Genomic DNA, 16,239 nt, shown 5'->3' with positions numbered 1-16,239 from the left:
CTCGTTTCGGGGCCTTTCCTAGGCTGCCTTCTCCAGTTCGAAGGCATCATGCAGCGCCTGCACAGCGAGTTCCATATATTTCCGGTCGATCAGCACCGAAATCTTGATCTCGGAGGTGGTGATGACCTTGATGTTGATTCCCTCGGCGGAAAGCGCCTCGAACATCTTCGCGGCAACCCCGGTGTGGGAGCGCATGCCGATGCCCACGACGGAGACCTTGGCCACCTCGGTGTCGGCATCCAGCGCGTGGAAGTTGATGATGCCGTCTTCCTTGGCCTTCTTCACCGCCGCTTCCGCCCGCGCGACCTGATCGGTCGGGCAGGAGAAGGTCATGTCGGTGCGGCCCTCTTCCGAGATGTTCTGCACGATCATGTCCACGTTGATCCCGGCTTCCGACAGCGGGCCGAAGATGGCGGCGGCGATGCCGGGGCGGTCGGCCACGGAGATCAGGGTCATTTTGGCTTCGTCGCGGGAATAGGCGACGCCGGAGACAACATTGGATTCCACGATTTCCTCCTCGGCACAGACAAGGGTGCCGGATGTGTCGGTTTGTTCTTCGAAGCTCGAAAGCACGCGCAGCTTCACGCCGTAGCGCATGGCCAGCTCCACGGAGCGGGTCTGGAGCACCTTGGCGCCGAGCGAAGCCAGTTCCAGCATCTCCTCGAAGGCGATCCTGTCAAGCTTGCGCGCCTTGGAACTGATGCGCGGATCGGTGGTGTAGACGCCGTCCACGTCGGTGTAGATGTCGCAGCGCTCCGCGTTGAAGGCGGCGGCGAAGGCCACGGCGGTGGTGTCGGAGCCGCCCCGGCCCAGCGTGGTGATGCGGCCCTCCGGGCTGACGCCCTGGAAGCCGGCCACCACGGCCACCTTCATGCCCTCGGCGAATTTCTGGTTGATGTTCTCGGGCGGGATCTCCTCGATCCGGGCCGCGGAATGGGCGCTCGTCGTCTTGAGCGGCACCTGCCAGCCCTGCCAGCTGCGCGCGGGGATGCCCATTTCCTGAAGCACCAGCGCCATCAGGCCGGCGGTCACGTTCTCGCCGGAAGAGACCACGGCATCGTATTCGCGCGCGTCGAAGAGCGGCGATGTTTCCTGGACCCAGCCCACCAGTTCGTTCGTCTTCCCGGCCATGGCCGAAACGATCACGATCACGTCGTATCCCTTGGCCACTTCCACGCCCACGCGCTTTGCGGCCCGGCGGATGCGGTCTAGGGTGGCGACGGAAGTGCCGCCGAATTTCATTACCAGTGTGGGCATCGAAGCTTCCTTGCCTGCGGGTTCTGAGCCGCTGGCTTCATACGGGCGCGCGGGCGCGCGTGCAAGGTGCTCGCGGCATTCCCTTTGCCGCAGGGGCGAGAAATCTTGGCAAAAGTTGCTCAAACGGGCCGTGCGGCGCTGCGCCGGTTACCCGGCCCCGCTCAGAACGGGTGGGGGCGGCCGTCCCATGTCTGGAAGCAGCCGGTCGTCTGCGGCGAGAGCGCGGCGAAGCGCGCCATCAACCCCTCCACCGCTTCCTGCGTGGAGATGTCGGCCGCGCCGCCGCCCATGTCGGTGCGCACCCAGCCGGGGTGGTAGATGCCGACGGCGATGCCCTCGGGCGCCAGATCCTGGGCCAGGTTTCGGCCGAGGTTCAGCGCCGCCGCCTTGGAGGCGCGGTAGATGTAGGAGCCACCCGGCGCCTTTTCCTGCGAGGCCATCTGCGAGGAGATGATCGCGATCTTGCCCTTGGCCGCCCGCAGGGCCGGCAGCAGCGCCTGGATGCAGAGGAACACGCCGGTGACGTTCACGGCGAACGTATGTGCCCACATCTGCGCCGGGTAGCCGTCCATGCCCTGGCCCTTGTCGAGATAGACGCCGGCGTTGCAGACCAGCAGGTCGATGGCGGTGGTGCCGATCCTGTCGGGCAGGGAGGCGACGGAGGCCGGGTCCGCCACGTCGAGCGCGATTTCTCCGGCCGCGGGGGTGCGCGCGGTGGCGATCACCGTCTCGCCGGCGGCGCGGTAGGCCTCGGTCAGGGCGCGGCCGATGCCGCGATTTGCGCCGGTGATCAGGATCGTCATGGACAGCGGCCCTCAGTTGGTCTTGCGGGTGGGAAGGAAGGGCAGGGGCGCCACGGGAATGCCGTCTTCCAGCAGTTCCTTGGCGTCCCTGAGGCTGGCCTCGCCGTAGATCGAGCGCTCCGGCGCCTCGCCCAGGTGCATCTTGCGCGCTTCACGCGCGAAGGAGGTGCCGACGTATTCGGAATTGGCCTCGATCTGCCGGCGCAGGGCCTTGAGCGCTTCGGCGCGCTGTTCCGGGGTCAGCCGCGGCGCGTGCGGGCCGGCGGCCACGGGCACGTGCCCGCCCTGCGGATGCGGCGTCGGGGCGGCGGCGGGCTGCGCGGCGCCGGCCGCCTTTCGGGACGGGCGCACAGGGGGCGCCATCAGGGCCTTGGAGACGGAAGCCGTGCCGCATTCGGGGCAGGCCACCATGCCTGCCGCCTGCAGCTTGTCGAAGGCGTCGGCAGATTGGAACCAGCTTTCGAAGCCGTGGTCGTTCTCACATTTGAGCGCGTATCTGATCATACCTGGCACATCCTGATTGAACCGGGCGACAATTATGCATTCAACGCGCAAGATCAATGGGGCAGATCGCGCGCACCGCCCTTCCGCCGGCGCGGCGGGACGGCCAAAACGCTCAGGAGGCCTGTTTCCGCGCCGTCGGTTCGAAACCGCGGATCAAGGCCGCCAGCTCCGGCTCGTTCACGCAGGCGGCGGCCTTCTTGCGGGAAAACCAGCGCCGCCGGCGCTGGTGCGCCTCGGGGTATTCCTTCTTCAGTCCCTTCACCTGCATCGGGTAGACCGCGACCTCGCAGGGAAAATCGGGCTCGCGCTCCATCGTCTTTGTGTAGGAATAGAGGCCGATGCTGCCGGTGCGGGTCCGGCCCTCGGCCCCCGCCTCCTCGTAGGCCTCGATCGCGGCGGCTTCCTCCGGTGAACGCCCGTCCATCGGCCAGCCCTTGGGAATGATCCACCGCCCTGTGCCCCGGCTGGTGATCAGGAGGAACTGGATTTCGCCGTCGCGCAGCCTGTAGCAGAGCGCGCCATATTGTTGGCGGGCCTCGCGGGATGTGGCCGCGCGGCGCGCGGATGTGCCCCTGCCGGGGTTATCAGCGGTCAATTTCGATGTCCTGCCCGTTTGTCTGCCTGTTCTTCTGCCTGCATGTCTGCCCGTGTATCCGCCGCGTTTCAGGCGGGTATCGTGTTCCCGGGTTTGCCCAGGTTGATGGCTGCATTATCTGGGAAAACAACATAAAATACCACCCCCACGCCGGAGACCGGCCACAGGAGGCCATCGCGAATGCCTGATCCAGCGCCCCGGACTCCCCCGACTCCCCCGGCGCCCGCCCCGCGCGCTGCCGCGGCGCCGGCCTTCATCGGTGCCGAGATCTTCCGCAGATCCAGCTACGGCGCCCATCATCCGCTGCGGGTGCCGCGGGTGTCCACGGTGATGGATCTCGCCCGCGCGCTGGGGATGATGCCGCCGGGCAGCTTCCGCCTGAGCCCGCGGGCCAAACCCGCCGCGCTCACCCGGTGGCACGATGCCGGCTACGTTGCCGCGCTGGCCCGGGCCGAGGCGCGCCAGCAGGTGAGCGAGGCCACGCGGCGGCGCCATGGCCTCGGGACGCCTTCGAACCCGGTGTTCGCGGAAATGTATCGCCGCCCCGCCACGGCGGCCGGGGGCTCGCTGCTGGCCGCCGAACTGATCGCCGGAGGCGGGGCGGCCTACAATCCTGCGGGCGGCACCCACCACGGGCTGCCGGACCGCGCCAGCGGGTTCTGCTATCTCAACGACGCCGTGCTCGCCATCCTGCGCCTGCGCGATCTGGGCGTGGCGCGCGTGGCCTACGTGGACATCGACGCCCACCACGGCGACGGCGTCGCGCTGGCCTTCCGCGATACGCCCGAGGTGCTCTGCCTCTCGGTGCACGAGGAGAAGCGCTGGCCCTTCACCGGCGCGCTGGGCGTCGGTGGGGCGGGCAACCTCGTGGATCTGCCGGTGGAAAAGGGCTTCAACGACAGCGCCTTCGCCTTCGTGCTGGAGGAGCTGATCCTGCCCGTGGTCGCGGATTTCGCGGCGGATGCGATCGTGCTGCAATGCGGGGCCGATGCCCTGCTGGAGGATCCGCTCTCGCGCCTCGCGCTTTCAAACAACGCCCATGCCGATTGCGTGCGCGCGTTGCGCCCTTTGGCGCCGCGCATGCTGGTGCTGGGGGGCGGCGGATACAATCCCTGGAGCGTGGGGCGCTGCTGGGCCGGGGTCTGGGCGGCGCTGAGCGGGCAGGCCCTGCCGGAGCGCGCGCCGCCGCAGGCCGAAGCCATCCTGCGGGGGCTGCACTGGAGTGGCCACAGGCTGGCGCGCAACCCGCCGGAGCACTGGTTCACCACCCTGCGCGATGCGCCGCGGCCGGGGCCGATCCCGCCCCGCCTGCGCGCCGACGTCGCGGCGCTTCGGGCGGCCTTCCGCGCGTGAGCCGCGCAATCGGCTTTTTTACGTGGTATCTTCCCGGCGGGGCAGGTAATTCTCTGCGTCAAAGGCTTAGGCTCCACCACGGAAACGAAGACGCATGTTTAACAACAAGAATATCCTGATCACCGGCGGCACGGGCTCTTTCGGCAAGAAATACGTGGAGCACATCCTCGCGGAGTTCAGCCCGAACAAGGTCATCATCTTCTCGCGCGACGAGCTGAAGCAGTTCGAGATGCAGCAGAAGTACAACACGCCCTGCATGCGCTACTTCATCGGCGACGTGCGCGACGGCGAGCGCCTGAAGGAAGCGATGGACGGGGTGGACTACGTGATCCACGCCGCCGCTCTGAAGCAGGTGCCCGCCGCCGAATACAACCCGTTCGAGTGCATCAAGACCAATATCCACGGCGCCCAGAACGTGATCCAGGCGGCCATCGCCTGCGGGGTGGAGAAGGTCATCGCGCTCTCGACCGACAAGGCCGCCAACCCGGTCAACCTCTACGGCGCCACCAAGCTGGCGTCCGACAAGCTCTTCGTCGCCGCCAACAACATGGTGGGCGGCCGCGACACCCGCTTCGCCGTGGTGCGCTACGGCAACGTGGTGGGCTCGCGCGGCTCCGTCGTGCCCTTCTTCCTGAAGCTGATCGAGGAAGGCGCCACCGAGCTGCCCATCACCCACGAAGACATGACCCGTTTCATGATCACGCTGGATCAGGGCGTGCAGTTCGTGCTGAAGAACTTCACCCGGATGCAGGGCGGTGAGATCTTCGTGCCCAAGATCCCTTCCATGCGGATGGTGGATCTGGCCAAGGCGATGGCCCCGGATCTGCCGCAGAAGATCATCGGCATCCGCCCCGGCGAGAAGCTGCACGAGGTCATGTGCCCGGCGGACGACAGCCACCTGACGCTGGAGTTCCACGATCACTACGTGATCAAGCCGACGATCCAGTTCGCCCATCACACCGATTTCTCCGTGAACCGCCTCGGAGAGGCCGGCACGCCGGTGCCGCAGGGCTTCGAATACAACTCCGGCAACAACACCCAGTGGCTGCCCGAGGCCGAGTTCCTCGAGATGGCCAAAGACGTCGAGCGATGATCCCCTACGGCCGGCAGGACATCCGCCAGGAGGACATCGATGCCGTGGTCGATGTGCTCAAGAGCGATTTCCTCACGCAGGGCCCGCAGGTGCCGGCCTTCGAGCAGGCGGTGGCCAAAGCCGCCGGGGCGCGCCACGCGGTGGCGGTGAACTCGGCCACCTCCGCGCTGCACATCGCCTGCCTCGCGCTGGGCCTCGGCCCCGGCGATCTGCTCTGGACGTCGCCGATCACCTTCGTGGCTTCTGCGAACGTCGGCCGGCTCTGCGGCGCCGATGTCGATTTCGTGGATGTCGATCCCGACACCGCGAACATGTGCCCGCAGGCCCTGGCCGAGAAACTCGCCGCGGCGAAGGCCGCCGGGCGCCTGCCCAAGGTGCTGATCCCGGTGCACATGTGCGGCCAGTCCTGCGACATGGCCGCCATCGGCGCGCTGGCGCGGGACTACGGGGTGAAGATCGTCGAGGATGCCTCCCACGCCATCGGCGGCAGCTTCGAAGGCAAGCCGGTGGGCGATTGTCGCCACAGTGACATCACCGTGTTCAGCTTCCACCCGGTCAAGATCGTCACCACGGCGGAAGGCGGCGTGGCGACGACGCAGGACGCGGATCTTGCCCGCAGGATGGAGCTTTTCCGCAGCCACGGTGTCACGCGGGATCCGGCGCTGATGGAGGGCGAAAGCGAAGGCGGCTGGTACTACCAGCAGGTCGAGCTTGGGCTGAACTACCGGATGACGGAGCTTCAGGCCGCGCTCGGGGTTACCCAGATGACGCGGCTGGCGGAATATGTTGATCGCCGCAACGCGCTGGCCGAGCGCTACGATGCGGCCCTCGGCAACCTGCCCCTGAAACGCCCGGGCCGCCTTGCGCAGGCCCGCTCCTCCTTCCATCTCTACGTGATCCGGGTGGAGGCCGCCCGGCGGCGCGCCGTGTTCGATGCGCTGCGCGCAGAGGGCATCGGCGTCAACGTGCACTACATCCCGGTGCATACCCAGCCCTACTACCGCAGGCTCGGCTTTGCCCCCGGGCAGTTCCCGCAGGCCGAAGGCTACTATGCGCAGGCGATCTCGATCCCGCTCTACCACGGGCTGACGGAGGCGGCGCAGGATCAGGTGGTGGCCGCCGTGGAAAAGGCGCTCGCATGAGCATCTGCATGATCCCGGCGCGCGGCGGCTCCAAGCGGATCCCGCGCAAGAACATCAAGCCCTTCTGCGGCCGGCCGATGATCCACTGGTCGATCGAGGCCGCGAAGGCCAGCGGGGTGTTTTCGCGCATCATCGTCTCCACCGACGATCCCGAGATCGCCGCCACGGCGCGCGCGGCCGGGGCGGAGGTGCCCTTCCTGCGGCCCGCGCAGCTCTCCGACGATCACGCCACGACGGCCGCGGTCATCGTGCACACGCTGGATTTCCTGAAAGCCGAAGGGGAGGAGCCGGCGGTGATCTGCTGCCTCTACGCCACCGCACCCTTCGTGCGGCCGGCGGACATCCGCAAGGGCGCGGAGATGATCGAGGGGGCCGATTACGTGATCCCGGTCACGAGCTACCCGTTCCCGATCCAGCGGGCCGTGCGGCTGAAGGGGGAGGGGCTCGAAATGTTCGATCCGTCCAACTACGCCACTCGGTCGCAGGATCTGGAAGAGGCCTATCACGACGCCGGGCAGTTCTATTGGGGCACGGCTCTTGCCTGGCGCGAGGGCAGGCCGGCCTTCGGCGCCGGTGCCCGCCCGCTGATCCTGCCGCGCCACCGCGTGCAGGACATCGACACGCCGGAGGACTGGACGCGCGCCGAAGCCATGTTCCGCGCCTTGCGGCAAGGGCCGGGAGCATAGAAGAGGCGCTGCCGTTTTTAGGCGTGCCGTTGCAGCCCAGGGCTGCGGTGGGCGCCGCGGGGGCGCTGCCCCCGCACCCCCGGGATATTTTCGGAACAAAGTGGAAGGGGCCGTCAGCCCAGCGGGGAGGCGGGGCGCTTGCGCACGTAGATTGCGAACTCGAAGGGGAAGCCGTCGGGGCGCAGGGCGTAATCGTGGCGCAGGGTGGGGTGGCCGCCGAGCTCTCTTTTGCAGAAGGCGAAAACCTCCATGGGATCAACGTAGTAGAGCCCATCGTCGTGGTAGTCCACGTGGCTCGTCATGGCGTTGAAGGCGATGCCTTCCTCCGCCGCGTCCCACATGCGCCGCAGGGTATGGGTCATGAAGCCCCAGTTGTCCTCCATGCGGTTGTTGAAGACGCCCGACAGCAGGGCGTAATCGCAGGCGGGCAGGGGGGCGTCCGGTGCCACGAGGCTGGCCTGGGCATCGGGGTCGTCGGCCATGGCGGCATTGGCATGGGCGACGAACTCGGGGACGATGTCCACACCGTGGTAGCTGCCGCCGTGGCCGTTTGCCTTCAGGAAAGCGTGGAGATGGCCCAGCCCGCAGCCGACATCGAGCACCCGGCCGAGCTTCGGGGCGATGCCGCAGAGCACCGCGAACCGCGCGGTCTGGGTTTCGGCATCGGCCCATTGCACCGCCTTGGCGCCGGGGCCGTGTGCGGCCAGAAGCGCCTGGTAATGGGCGATCAGCGCCTCGCTCATGCGCTCTCTCCAAGCAGGCGCGCTTCGAGCTTGGTTTCGTAGAATGTCATGAAATTGAAACGCCCGCGGTAGCCGAACTCGACGCCGACGATGCGTTCGGAGACCTGCCGGAAGGCCGCCTGGGCCGCGTCATAGGGCTCCCGCCAGCCGGCTTTCGGCATCGTGTAGGCCACCGGGTGGCCCCAGAACATCGAGTCTCCGGCTTCCGTGCCGGGGGCGAGGTAGCCCACGTCCAGCAGGGCGTCCCAGGCGCGGGCGAGGTTGGCCTCGGTCGCCATCTCCTTGATCCGGGCGGGGTGGCAGGGGGCCTCCGCGGTGACGATCGTGGTGCCGTCGGGCCGGGTCTGCTCGCTGTAGGTGCCGATCTTGTTGTAGCGGAAGGGCAGGCGCCGGGTGCTGTAATCCTGCAGGTAGTCGGGGCCCTGGATGCTGGCCTCGGGCACTTCGAAGACGAAGAAGCAGGTGCCCACGGGGACGGCGCTGCTCATCAGGTCCACTTCGATGCCGAGCACCTTGGCCAGCACCACCTCCGGCAGGGACCAGAACAGCTTGCCGGCGCTGAGCTGCCGGCCGCCGGCGGTGACGATCACCTTGCCGGGGGCATCCTCGATGCCGCTGACGCCGCAGGAGGTGAAGATCTCCACGCCCAGTTCGCTCAGCCGCTCTAGGGCGGCGTCGCAGAAACCGGTCAGCGCGCCCCGCGCCGGGTAGCAGAACTTCTTGTTCACGCTCTTGCCGGCAAACCGCGGATCGCCCGACATCAGCGAGACCCCGAGGCGGGCGTCCCAGAAGGGGGATTTTTCCTTCAGCGCGATCATCTCGGCGTCGGTGCCGAGTTTCGGGCGGGAAAACATGCCGAGCGCGCCGCGGGCGTCGGCGGAGAACTGCGCCGGATCGCTGCCGGTGTATTTCTCCAGCATCGGCGTGATGGCCTTGGTGAGGGTCTCGCCGTAGGTGTTGCGATACCAGTCGAGGTAATGCGCTGGCACGGGCTTTTCGGGTGCATGTTCAAGAGATGCGAGCTCCGCAAGTGCGGCCTTGGCAAGGGCCGGGTTTTCCTCGCTGAAATCAGGCATTTCGAAGCCATGCGTCCAGTGGGAACCTGTGGTGCAGGCCCATTGCTGATCGTCCCAGATCAGGATGTTGTCGCGCAGGATGTCGGTGTAGAATTCCTCCCCGATCGGGGTGCGGATGTCGAAGTTGTGGGTGCCGTTGTCCACCCACCAGTCCTTCCAGCGTTTGGATTGCAGGTTGCCGCCGATCTTGTCGGACGCCTCCACGAGCGCGACCTTCGCGCCAGAGCGGGCCAGGCGCCAGGCGGCGTAGATGCCGGCGAAGCCGGCGCCCGCGATGATGATGTCGTAGTGTTTCACTGGCTCATCCTTGCGATATCTTCGATGGAGTGTGGCGGGTGGATGCCCGCCCTGACAAGGGGGAGGAACCCGTCGGGGCCGACATGGGCGAGCGCGTCGATGGCGGCGAGGTGCGATTGGAAGCTTCCGAAGAACTGGGGGTATTCCGGATGCGCGAAATTCTGGAAGCGCAGGGCGACGGGGCTTTGCGCGAAGGGATCATGGGCGGACAGGTAATCGTAGGAGCCGACGGGGGAGAGATACTGCCGCGCGCCGTAGGACTCGCAGAAGGCCAGCAGGCGCTCGGCCTTCTCGCCGCCCGACACCCCGCTTTCGGAGGCGAGCACGATCCGGGTGTCGAGCCCGGTGGCCCGGGCGATGGCGGTGATGATATGGCGGTTGACGGCGGAGAGCCCCTCGGGCGTCCGTGCCAGCCCGGCGGTAAGGATCTCTTCCACCAGCGGGTAATGGGGGGCCTTGCCGAGGCAGGCGGCGACGCTTTTCATCAGCTTCCGCTCGAAGCCGTTGGGGGCCAGGAGGGCGTCTTTTATCAATGGTTTCGAGGGTTTGCGGGCCACGGGCAGCGAGAGCATGATCTCGCCGTTCGGCCCCTTGATCCGGTTGCGGCACTGCCAGCTCTGCTTGGAGAACTGCACGTCGTCGAGAAAGACGAAGACATCCGCCTGCTCCATGAGGGCGAAATAGCCGAGCCAGGGCAGGAAGGTCGGCTGCATGATCGCCATGCAGCTCAAGAGGCGATGTCCTCGTAGGTGATCGGATGGCCGGCCGGAACGGCGCGGGCCAGCCGGCGGCCCAGCAGGGCCGGCTTGTCGTTGGGCGGGATGCCGGCGGCGGGGCGCACGAAGCGGAAATCCTCCGGTGTGACGACGTGGCCGGCGGGCAGATCGCGCAGGGCGAAGGCGGAGCGGCGCCCCACCGATTTGGAGACTTGCTCGGCCTCCGTCGTCCCTTTCTCGGAGGAGCCCTTCAGCGCGTGGATGGCCTTCATGCCCTCCGCGATTTCCTTCATCACGTCCGGCGTCGCCGAGAAACGGTGATCGGGGCCCTTGCGGGTCGGGTCGGAGGTGTAATGTTTCTCCACCGCGACGGCGCCCATGGCCGCGGCGGTGAGCGGGCCGATGGCGCCGATGGTGTGATCGGAGAAGCCGACCATCCGGCCGAAGCGTTCGCGCATCGTCTGCATGGCGTTGAGATTGATGCTTTCGAACGGCGCCGGGTAGGATGAGCAGCAATGCAGCAGGATCACTTCGCCGGAATTGTGTTTATCCAACATTTCCACCGCATGGGTGATCTCGGCCAGATTGGCCATCCCGGTGGAGAGGATGATCGGCTTTTTGGTGCCCGCGACGGCCACAAGGAGGTCGTCGAAGGTCATCTCGAAGGAGGCGATCTTGTAGATCGGGCAATCGAGGCTTTCGATGAAATCCAGATCGCGGGGATCGTAGATCGAGGTGAAGGGCAGCAGCCCGCGTTCGCGTGCCTTCGCGAAGAGCGGGGCGTGGAATTCCATCGGCATGCCGGCGGAGTCGTAGAGCTCGTAGAGGTTTTCCTTGCCCCAGACGGGATCCACCGCCATCGAGGGATGGTTGGAGCGGATCGTCAGTGTGTCGGCATCGTAGGTCTGCAGCTTCAGGCTGTCCCAGCCGGCGTCGGCGGCGATGTCCACGAGGTGGAGCGCGTGGTCGAGATCGCGGTCATGGTTGGCGCTGACTTCGGCGATGAGAAAGCACTTCTCGTCGGGGCCGATCGTCTTGCCTTCGATGGTCAGGCTCATTGGGGGCCTCGTTGGGTTGGGGCGTCCTGGGTGAGGGTCAGGACCATATCAATCACATTGGCGGCGCCGGTGCCATCCACGGCGGCCATGGCGGCCGTGTTCCGCCGAAGCAGCGGCGCGCGGGTTTCCGGAGAGGCGAGCGCCGGGAGGCGGGCGAGGTAGGCGGCGCGGCCGCCGTTGCGCCCGTCCTGGTAGATCTCGGCGAATCCGCGCGCGGTGAACTGTTCGAAGTAATCCGCGTAGGCGGGGCCGGCGGCGAGGTAGATGCCGTAGGTGCCGAGGCAGGCGGCCTCGTATCGGATCAGGCCCACGCGGCCCACGATCAGCCCGGCCTGCGCGATCAGCGGGGCGAGGGTGGCCGGCGCGTCATGAAGGCGGATCCGGGAGTGCTGCGCGGCGCGGTCAGCGAGGCCGGCCCGGATGCCCTCCGCGAACAGCGGCCCGACGACGACGTCCAGCGGCAGGCCGGAGCCGAGAAGCGCATCCACCGTGGCAAGGGAGAAGCCGTCCGGGTCCGATCCGCCGCAGGAGACGAGGATGCGCTCGGTTTTCGGCAGCGCCCGGCCGCGCAGCTCCGCGTAGTCCGGGGACAGGATCGTGTAGCGCGCGCCGGCTTCCCAATGCGCGGCATTCGGCGGGGCGGCGCGCAGCCTGCGCGCATTCAGATAGGGCGTGATGATCAGCGCCGGCGGGCTCGGCTGATCGACGTATTCGTCCGGCGGCACGCAATCGATCATCGCAACCGGCACACCCGCCGCTGCCAGCCGGGCGACCTCCTTAGATGCGCCCAGCCCGTTGCCGTGCCAGTTGATGTCGGTCACCACATGAGTCACGTCGGGCGCTTGAGACAGCCAGTCGGTGCCGGCATCGAGGATGCTGCCCGCCGGGATGCCGTCGCGCTCCAGCAGGGCGCGGCTGCGTTCGGGCACGACGTGGCGCACCGGGATGCCGCGCGCGGCGCATTCCTGTGCGAGCGCGTAGGCGCGGCGCAGGTGGCCAAGGCCGATCTCGGGCCAGGCGTCATAGCGCAGGGCGATGCAGGGATCAGCCATCCTTGCCCTCCAGCCAGGGGGCAAGCACCGCCACCGTGCGCGCGGCCGCGCCGCGGTGCTGGGCATGGAAGCCCCCGGTTTTGGCCGTGAAGGCTTGCAGATTCTCAACATTCCGGAAGAGCGAAACCAGATCTTCGGTCAGATCCTTTTCGTTTTCATACTTCCGCATGGCGCCCGCCTCGATTGCCTCCAGTGCCGGGTAGAGGATGCCGTGGATCGAGGGGCCGGTCACCACCGGCTTGTTCAGCGCCAGCGGTTCGATGATGTTGTGCCCGCCCATAGGGTGGAGCGTCGCCCCGACGAAGACCAGATCGCACAGGCTGTAGTAGAAATCCATTTCCCCGATGCTGTCGCCGACCAGAACTTCGGGCCAGTCGAAACCCGCTTCCGGTTCAAACGCGGCTCCCAGCAGGGTGCTGCGCGGGGCGGCCTGGATCCCGCGGGCGTTGAGCGCGTCGCACACCGCGGCAAACCGCTGCGGGCTGCGCGGCACCCAGACGATGCGCGGCGGCGGTGAAACTTTGGCGCGCAGGGCCTCGACCACTCGAAACAGCGCCTCTTCCTCGCCTTCGATCGAACTGGCGATCCCGAAGACGGGCCCGCCCGTGGGATGGGCCGCCAGCAGGCTCGCGGCCGCCGCGATCTGATCTTCCTTCTGGCGCTGGTCGAACTTCAACTCGCCTACGAGTTGGACGGACTCCGCCGGCATCCCGGCGGCGAGGTAGCGATCGGCCCGCTCGCGGGACTTGGTGAGAATGCCCTGGTAGAGCCGCCAGAACAGCAGGCGCACGCCTCCGAACCGGCTGGAATCGCGGTGGAAACCGCGCTCGGTGTAGTTGCCGTTGATCTGGAACATGGGGATTTTCGCCCACCAGGCCTGCATCAGCATGGCCGGCCAGAGCTCGGCTTCCACCACGAGCCCCAGCCGCGGCCGGTGCCAGCTGTAGAACAGCGCGAGGGCCCAGAAGAGATCGAAGGGCACGTAGCCTGAAACGATGCGCCCCGTGGCGATTTCCTCTGGAAAGGCGCGTCGCGCTTCGGCGAGGCCTGCCGCCGAGGAATGGGTGAGGAGGATGTCTTCCCCACGCGCGAGCAGCGCGTGGATCACGGGCGTGGCCGCGCGTGTTTCCCCCAGCGAGGCGGCGAAGACGAACACGCGGCCCCGCGTGCGCGGGCCGAGAAAGCCGAAGCGGTTCCACCAGCGGGTCCCGTAAAGCGGCTCCTTGCGGGTGCGCAGCAACAGGACGATGAGAAAGACCGGCAGGAAAAGATGGATGAGCACCTGGTAGAGCAGGTAGGTGCCCCGCAGCCGCCAACGCTCGGATTTCGTGTAACGATTTGCCGGATCGATATACATGCCGCCGTCCCCAAGATGCGCCGCGCCGGCGCCGGACCTGCGCTCTAGCATGGGGCGCGGCGCTTGTCAGGGGGGCACGCACGGAGGGCACGGTGGGCCCCGAAGGCTGCCGCGCTCAGCCGTAGGTGGCGGTATGCAGGTCGCGGCAGGTGAAGCGCGGCGCGCCCGCGGCGGGGTTGGCGGGGGTGAAGGTGAGCACCCGCGGCGCGCCGGGCAGCAGCAGGATCGCGTTGTCGGAGAAGCGGCCCGGCTGATCGGCCTCCAGCGCCACGAAGAAGGCCGGTGCCTGCGCGCTCAGGGCGATCTCCCAGGATGTGCCGGCCTGCGACACCTCCTTGTCGATCCGGGGCGGCTGCAGATCGTAGGATTTGTAGGGTTTCGGCGCGAACCAGTCGCTGCCCTTCAGGTCGTCCGGTCCCTCCCACGTCAGAAGCAGCATTTCGTCCTCGGCCAAGTCGCGGATCCGGGCCCAGCTCTCGCCCGCGCCGGGGGCGAGGTTGCGCCGGGCGGCCGCAAGGCGGCGACGTGCCCCGCCGGGCGTGAAGGCCCAGACGTCGAGCGCGATCTCGCAGGCGTCGGGCAGATCGCTCACCAGCCGGATGTCGAAACCGCCGGCTTCCGGCACCACCGAGGCCGCCACCGGGGCGAAGAACCGCCGCGCCACGTGATGCAGCAGCTTCCAGCCGCCGCCGTGATCGAGCGAGGCCCACGAGCAGGTGGGCCAGGTGTCGTTGAGTTGCCAGATCAGCGTGCCCATGCAATGGGGCTGCAGGCTGCGCCAGTAGCTCACCGCCGTCTGGATCGCCATCGCCTGCTGCACCTGGCTGAGATAGACGAAATTCTCGAAATCCACCGGGAAGCGGAAGTAGCGGAACATCGTTTCGGCGATGCGGGCGTTGCCGCCCCCGTTCTTCTGGTGGCTCTCCATCACCGGGGCGGCGATGTTGAAATCCTCTGGATCCGCGAAACGGCGGATGACGTCCATCGACGGGTAGGACTGGAAGCCGAATTCCGAGCAGAAGCGCGGCTTCACGTCCCGGTAGTGCTCGAAGCTGCGCCCCTCGTGCCAGACGGACCAGAAATGCATGTCGCCCGAGCTGTCGTCGTGCCAGGCGTCACCGAAAGAGAGCGGCCCCGGCGAGGGCGAGGAGGGCCACCAGTTCACCTCCGGGTCCACCGCCTTGAGCGCGCGTTCAATGGTGTGGTTGAGGCGGTCGTAGGCCACGAGGTAGCGGTCACGGTCCTTGATGCTTTCCTCGTACCAGGTGAGCGCGCCGATCAGTTCGTTGTCGCCGCACCAGAGAGCGAGGCTCGCGCGGTGCTGCAGGCGGCGGGCGTTGTCTTTCACTTCCTCGGCCACTTCGGCGAGAAAGGCTTCGTCCGCCGGGTAGAGCGAGCAGGAGAACATGGCGTCCTGCCAGACCATCAGGCCCAGTTCATCGCAGAGATCGTAGAAGGCGTCGCTCTCGTACCAGCCGCCGCCCCAGACCCTGATCATGTTCATGTTGGCATCGACGGCGGATTGCAGCAGGCCCCGCAGCTCTTCGGGGCGCGCGTTGCCCGGCAGCGCATCCTGCGGGATCCAGTTGGCCCCCTTGGCGAAGATGTCGCGGCCGTTCACGCGGAAGCCGAAACAACGGCCCACGGCATCGGGTTCGCTCACCAGTTCGATCTCGCGCAGGCCGATGCGGCGGCGGGCTTTGGCGCCGCCGATTGTGATGTCGAGATCATGCAGGGGTTGCGCCCCTTGCCCGGCGGGCCACCAGAGGGCGGGATCGGGGATCTCGAAGGTGAACCGGGCCACGCCGGAGTCGATCTCGCCCCGTGCCTCCTGCCCGCAGAGCCGGGCCCGGGCCGGGCCGGGCTCGCCCTCGAAATGGGCGCTCACCTGCACCTGAACGTGGCCGGGGCGGTGGGCCTGGTGCACGAGGACATCGGAAATGCGGGTGTCTTCCTGCGTTTCGAGGTGCAGGTCGCCGTAAATGCCGCTGGGCATCAGCGCGGCGTTCCAGTCCCAGCCGAAATCGCACTGCGGCTTGCGCAGCATGTTGCCGTTGGGCACCGGGTAGTTCTGCGTGTAGGGCACGAAATAGGGCTGGGCCGCCTGGGCCGCGTTGGCGGCGCGGGTGGGGGAGTGGAAGGTGATGGCGATCTCGTTTTCGCCTTCCGTCAGCACGTTCTCCAGCGGCACGCGGTAGCGGCGGAAGGCGTTGGCGGCCTCCAGCACGATTTTCCCGTTCACCGAAACCGTGGCCACCGTGTCCAGCCGCGACAGCACGAGCACCTGGCAGGGCGAGGCCACGGTGAAGCGCCGCGTGGCCGTCCAGTCGTGGTCGGCGATCCAGCGCGCGGCATATTCGTTTAGCCCGAAATAGGGATCGGCGATCATGCCTTTCGCGGCGAGGGCGCTGGTGATGTCGCCGGGGAAGGCCATCTCGAGGCTGTGCTTGCCGGTGCAATCCGTCACGGACCAGGGGCCGGAAAGAGGGGTGATCGTTGCCATCGGG

The 16,239-nt window shown here is 67.4% G+C and carries 15 protein-coding genes; 4 read left to right on the top strand and 11 right to left on the bottom strand.

The window, feature by feature from the left end:
• Positions 1-18 precede the first annotated feature (18 nt).
• From PSA7680_RS15130 to PSA7680_RS15115, 4 genes are all read right to left on the bottom strand, one after another.
• Positions 19-1,257 carry an aspartate kinase gene (locus PSA7680_RS15130; RefSeq protein ID WP_085869563.1) on the bottom strand — a complete coding sequence of 413 codons (1,239 nt, stop codon included), beginning with the start codon at positions 1,255-1,257 and terminating at the stop codon, positions 19-21.
• Between the two features lie 161 nt (positions 1,258-1,418).
• Positions 1,419-2,060, bottom strand: coding sequence for an SDR family oxidoreductase (locus PSA7680_RS15125; protein ID WP_085869562.1), 642 nt, complete (start codon positions 2,058-2,060; stop codon positions 1,419-1,421).
• 12 nt (positions 2,061-2,072) lie between these two features.
• Positions 2,073-2,564 carry a DUF1178 family protein gene (locus PSA7680_RS15120; RefSeq protein ID WP_085869561.1) on the bottom strand — a complete coding sequence of 164 codons (492 nt, stop codon included), beginning with the start codon at positions 2,562-2,564 and terminating at the stop codon, positions 2,073-2,075.
• Between the two features lie 112 nt (positions 2,565-2,676).
• Positions 2,677-3,159 (bottom strand): NUDIX hydrolase, encoded by a 483-nt coding sequence (locus tag PSA7680_RS15115; protein ID WP_085869560.1) that lies wholly within the window; start codon positions 3,157-3,159, stop codon positions 2,677-2,679.
• A gap of 180 nt (positions 3,160-3,339) precedes the next feature.
• Between PSA7680_RS15115 and PSA7680_RS15110 the strand changes: the two genes are divergently transcribed.
• The 4 genes from PSA7680_RS15110 (at position 3,340) to pseF (ending at position 7,433) form a co-directional block, all read left to right on the top strand.
• The gene (locus PSA7680_RS15110) at positions 3,340-4,512 is read left to right on the top strand and encodes an acetoin utilization protein AcuC (protein ID WP_085869559.1); all 1,173 of its coding nucleotides are present in this window, start codon (positions 3,340-3,342) and stop codon (positions 4,510-4,512) included.
• A gap of 94 nt (positions 4,513-4,606) precedes the next feature.
• On the top strand, positions 4,607-5,605 hold the full coding sequence (gene pseB, locus PSA7680_RS15105; protein WP_085869558.1) for a UDP-N-acetylglucosamine 4,6-dehydratase (inverting): 999 nt from the start codon (positions 4,607-4,609) through the stop codon (positions 5,603-5,605).
• The gene (gene pseC, locus PSA7680_RS15100) at positions 5,602-6,747 is read left to right on the top strand and encodes a UDP-4-amino-4,6-dideoxy-N-acetyl-beta-L-altrosamine transaminase (protein ID WP_085869557.1); all 1,146 of its coding nucleotides are present in this window, start codon (positions 5,602-5,604) and stop codon (positions 6,745-6,747) included. Before pseB ends, pseC begins: the two co-directional genes overlap by 4 nt.
• The gene (gene pseF / locus PSA7680_RS15095) at positions 6,744-7,433 is read left to right on the top strand and encodes a pseudaminic acid cytidylyltransferase (protein ID WP_085869556.1); all 690 of its coding nucleotides are present in this window, start codon (positions 6,744-6,746) and stop codon (positions 7,431-7,433) included. Before pseC ends, pseF begins: the two co-directional genes overlap by 4 nt.
• A gap of 113 nt (positions 7,434-7,546) precedes the next feature.
• Here pseF and PSA7680_RS15090 read toward each other — a convergent pair whose 3' ends face one another.
• From PSA7680_RS15090 to PSA7680_RS15060, 7 genes are all read right to left on the bottom strand, one after another.
• Positions 7,547-8,176: a class I SAM-dependent methyltransferase gene (locus tag PSA7680_RS15090; RefSeq protein ID WP_085869555.1), complete on the bottom strand. Its 630-nt coding sequence runs from the start codon at positions 8,174-8,176 to the stop codon at positions 7,547-7,549.
• The gene (locus PSA7680_RS15085; RefSeq protein WP_176244157.1) at positions 8,173-9,549 is read right to left on the bottom strand and encodes an NAD(P)/FAD-dependent oxidoreductase; all 1,377 of its coding nucleotides are present in this window, start codon (positions 9,547-9,549) and stop codon (positions 8,173-8,175) included. Before PSA7680_RS15085 ends, PSA7680_RS15090 begins: the two co-directional genes overlap by 4 nt.
• Positions 9,546-10,271, bottom strand: coding sequence for a WbqC family protein (locus tag PSA7680_RS15080; protein WP_085869553.1), 726 nt, complete (start codon positions 10,269-10,271; stop codon positions 9,546-9,548). Before PSA7680_RS15080 ends, PSA7680_RS15085 begins: the two co-directional genes overlap by 4 nt.
• 5 nt (positions 10,272-10,276) lie before the next feature.
• Complete coding sequence (locus tag PSA7680_RS15075) at positions 10,277-11,323, bottom strand: N-acetylneuraminate synthase family protein (protein WP_085869552.1); 1,047 nt, start codon at positions 11,321-11,323, stop codon at positions 10,277-10,279.
• Complete coding sequence (locus PSA7680_RS15070) at positions 11,320-12,375, bottom strand: hypothetical protein (RefSeq protein ID WP_085869551.1); 1,056 nt, start codon at positions 12,373-12,375, stop codon at positions 11,320-11,322. The genes PSA7680_RS15075 and PSA7680_RS15070 overlap by 4 nt, the downstream gene beginning before the upstream one ends.
• Positions 12,368-13,783 (bottom strand): 3-deoxy-D-manno-octulosonic acid transferase, encoded by a 1,416-nt coding sequence (locus PSA7680_RS15065; RefSeq protein ID WP_085869550.1) that lies wholly within the window; start codon positions 13,781-13,783, stop codon positions 12,368-12,370. Before PSA7680_RS15065 ends, PSA7680_RS15070 begins: the two co-directional genes overlap by 8 nt.
• A gap of 64 nt (positions 13,784-13,847) precedes the next feature.
• Positions 13,848-16,235, bottom strand: coding sequence for a beta-mannosidase (locus tag PSA7680_RS15060; RefSeq protein WP_139838685.1), 2,388 nt, complete (start codon positions 16,233-16,235; stop codon positions 13,848-13,850).
• Positions 16,236-16,239: the final 4 nt, after the last annotated feature.

This window comes from Pseudoruegeria aquimaris, from assembly GCF_900172235.1.
Classification (GTDB): Bacteria; Pseudomonadota; Alphaproteobacteria; order Rhodobacterales; family Rhodobacteraceae; genus Pseudoruegeria; species Pseudoruegeria aquimaris.
Note: the sequence above shows the minus strand (reverse complement) of the source record. Positions and strands in the feature narration are given on the sequence as shown.

What these genes read in the sequence shown, in the direction of transcription:
- PSA7680_RS15130 (WP_085869563.1), bottom strand. Translation starts at nt 1,257, where the DNA reads ATGCCCACACTGGTAATGAAATTCGGCGGCACTTCCGTCGCCACCCTA.
- PSA7680_RS15125 (WP_085869562.1), bottom strand. Translation starts at nt 2,060, where the DNA reads ATGACGATCCTGATCACCGGCGCAAATCGCGGCATCGGCCGCGCCCTG.
- PSA7680_RS15120 (WP_085869561.1), bottom strand. Translation starts at nt 2,564, where the DNA reads ATGATCAGATACGCGCTCAAATGTGAGAACGACCACGGCTTCGAAAGC.
- PSA7680_RS15110 (WP_085869559.1), top strand. Translation starts at nt 3,340, where the DNA reads ATGCCTGATCCAGCGCCCCGGACTCCCCCGACTCCCCCGGCGCCCGCC.
- pseB (WP_085869558.1), top strand. Translation starts at nt 4,607, where the DNA reads ATGTTTAACAACAAGAATATCCTGATCACCGGCGGCACGGGCTCTTTC.
- pseC (WP_085869557.1), top strand. Translation starts at nt 5,602, where the DNA reads ATGATCCCCTACGGCCGGCAGGACATCCGCCAGGAGGACATCGATGCC.
- pseF (WP_085869556.1), top strand. Translation starts at nt 6,744, where the DNA reads ATGAGCATCTGCATGATCCCGGCGCGCGGCGGCTCCAAGCGGATCCCG.
- PSA7680_RS15090 (WP_085869555.1), bottom strand. Translation starts at nt 8,176, where the DNA reads ATGAGCGAGGCGCTGATCGCCCATTACCAGGCGCTTCTGGCCGCACAC.
- PSA7680_RS15080 (WP_085869553.1), bottom strand. Translation starts at nt 10,271, where the DNA reads ATGGCGATCATGCAGCCGACCTTCCTGCCCTGGCTCGGCTATTTCGCC.
- PSA7680_RS15075 (WP_085869552.1), bottom strand. Translation starts at nt 11,323, where the DNA reads ATGAGCCTGACCATCGAAGGCAAGACGATCGGCCCCGACGAGAAGTGC.
- PSA7680_RS15070 (WP_085869551.1), bottom strand. Translation starts at nt 12,375, where the DNA reads ATGGCTGATCCCTGCATCGCCCTGCGCTATGACGCCTGGCCCGAGATC.
- PSA7680_RS15065 (WP_085869550.1), bottom strand. Translation starts at nt 13,783, where the DNA reads ATGCTAGAGCGCAGGTCCGGCGCCGGCGCGGCGCATCTTGGGGACGGC.
- PSA7680_RS15060 (WP_139838685.1), bottom strand. Translation starts at nt 16,235, where the DNA reads ATGGCAACGATCACCCCTCTTTCCGGCCCCTGGTCCGTGACGGATTGC.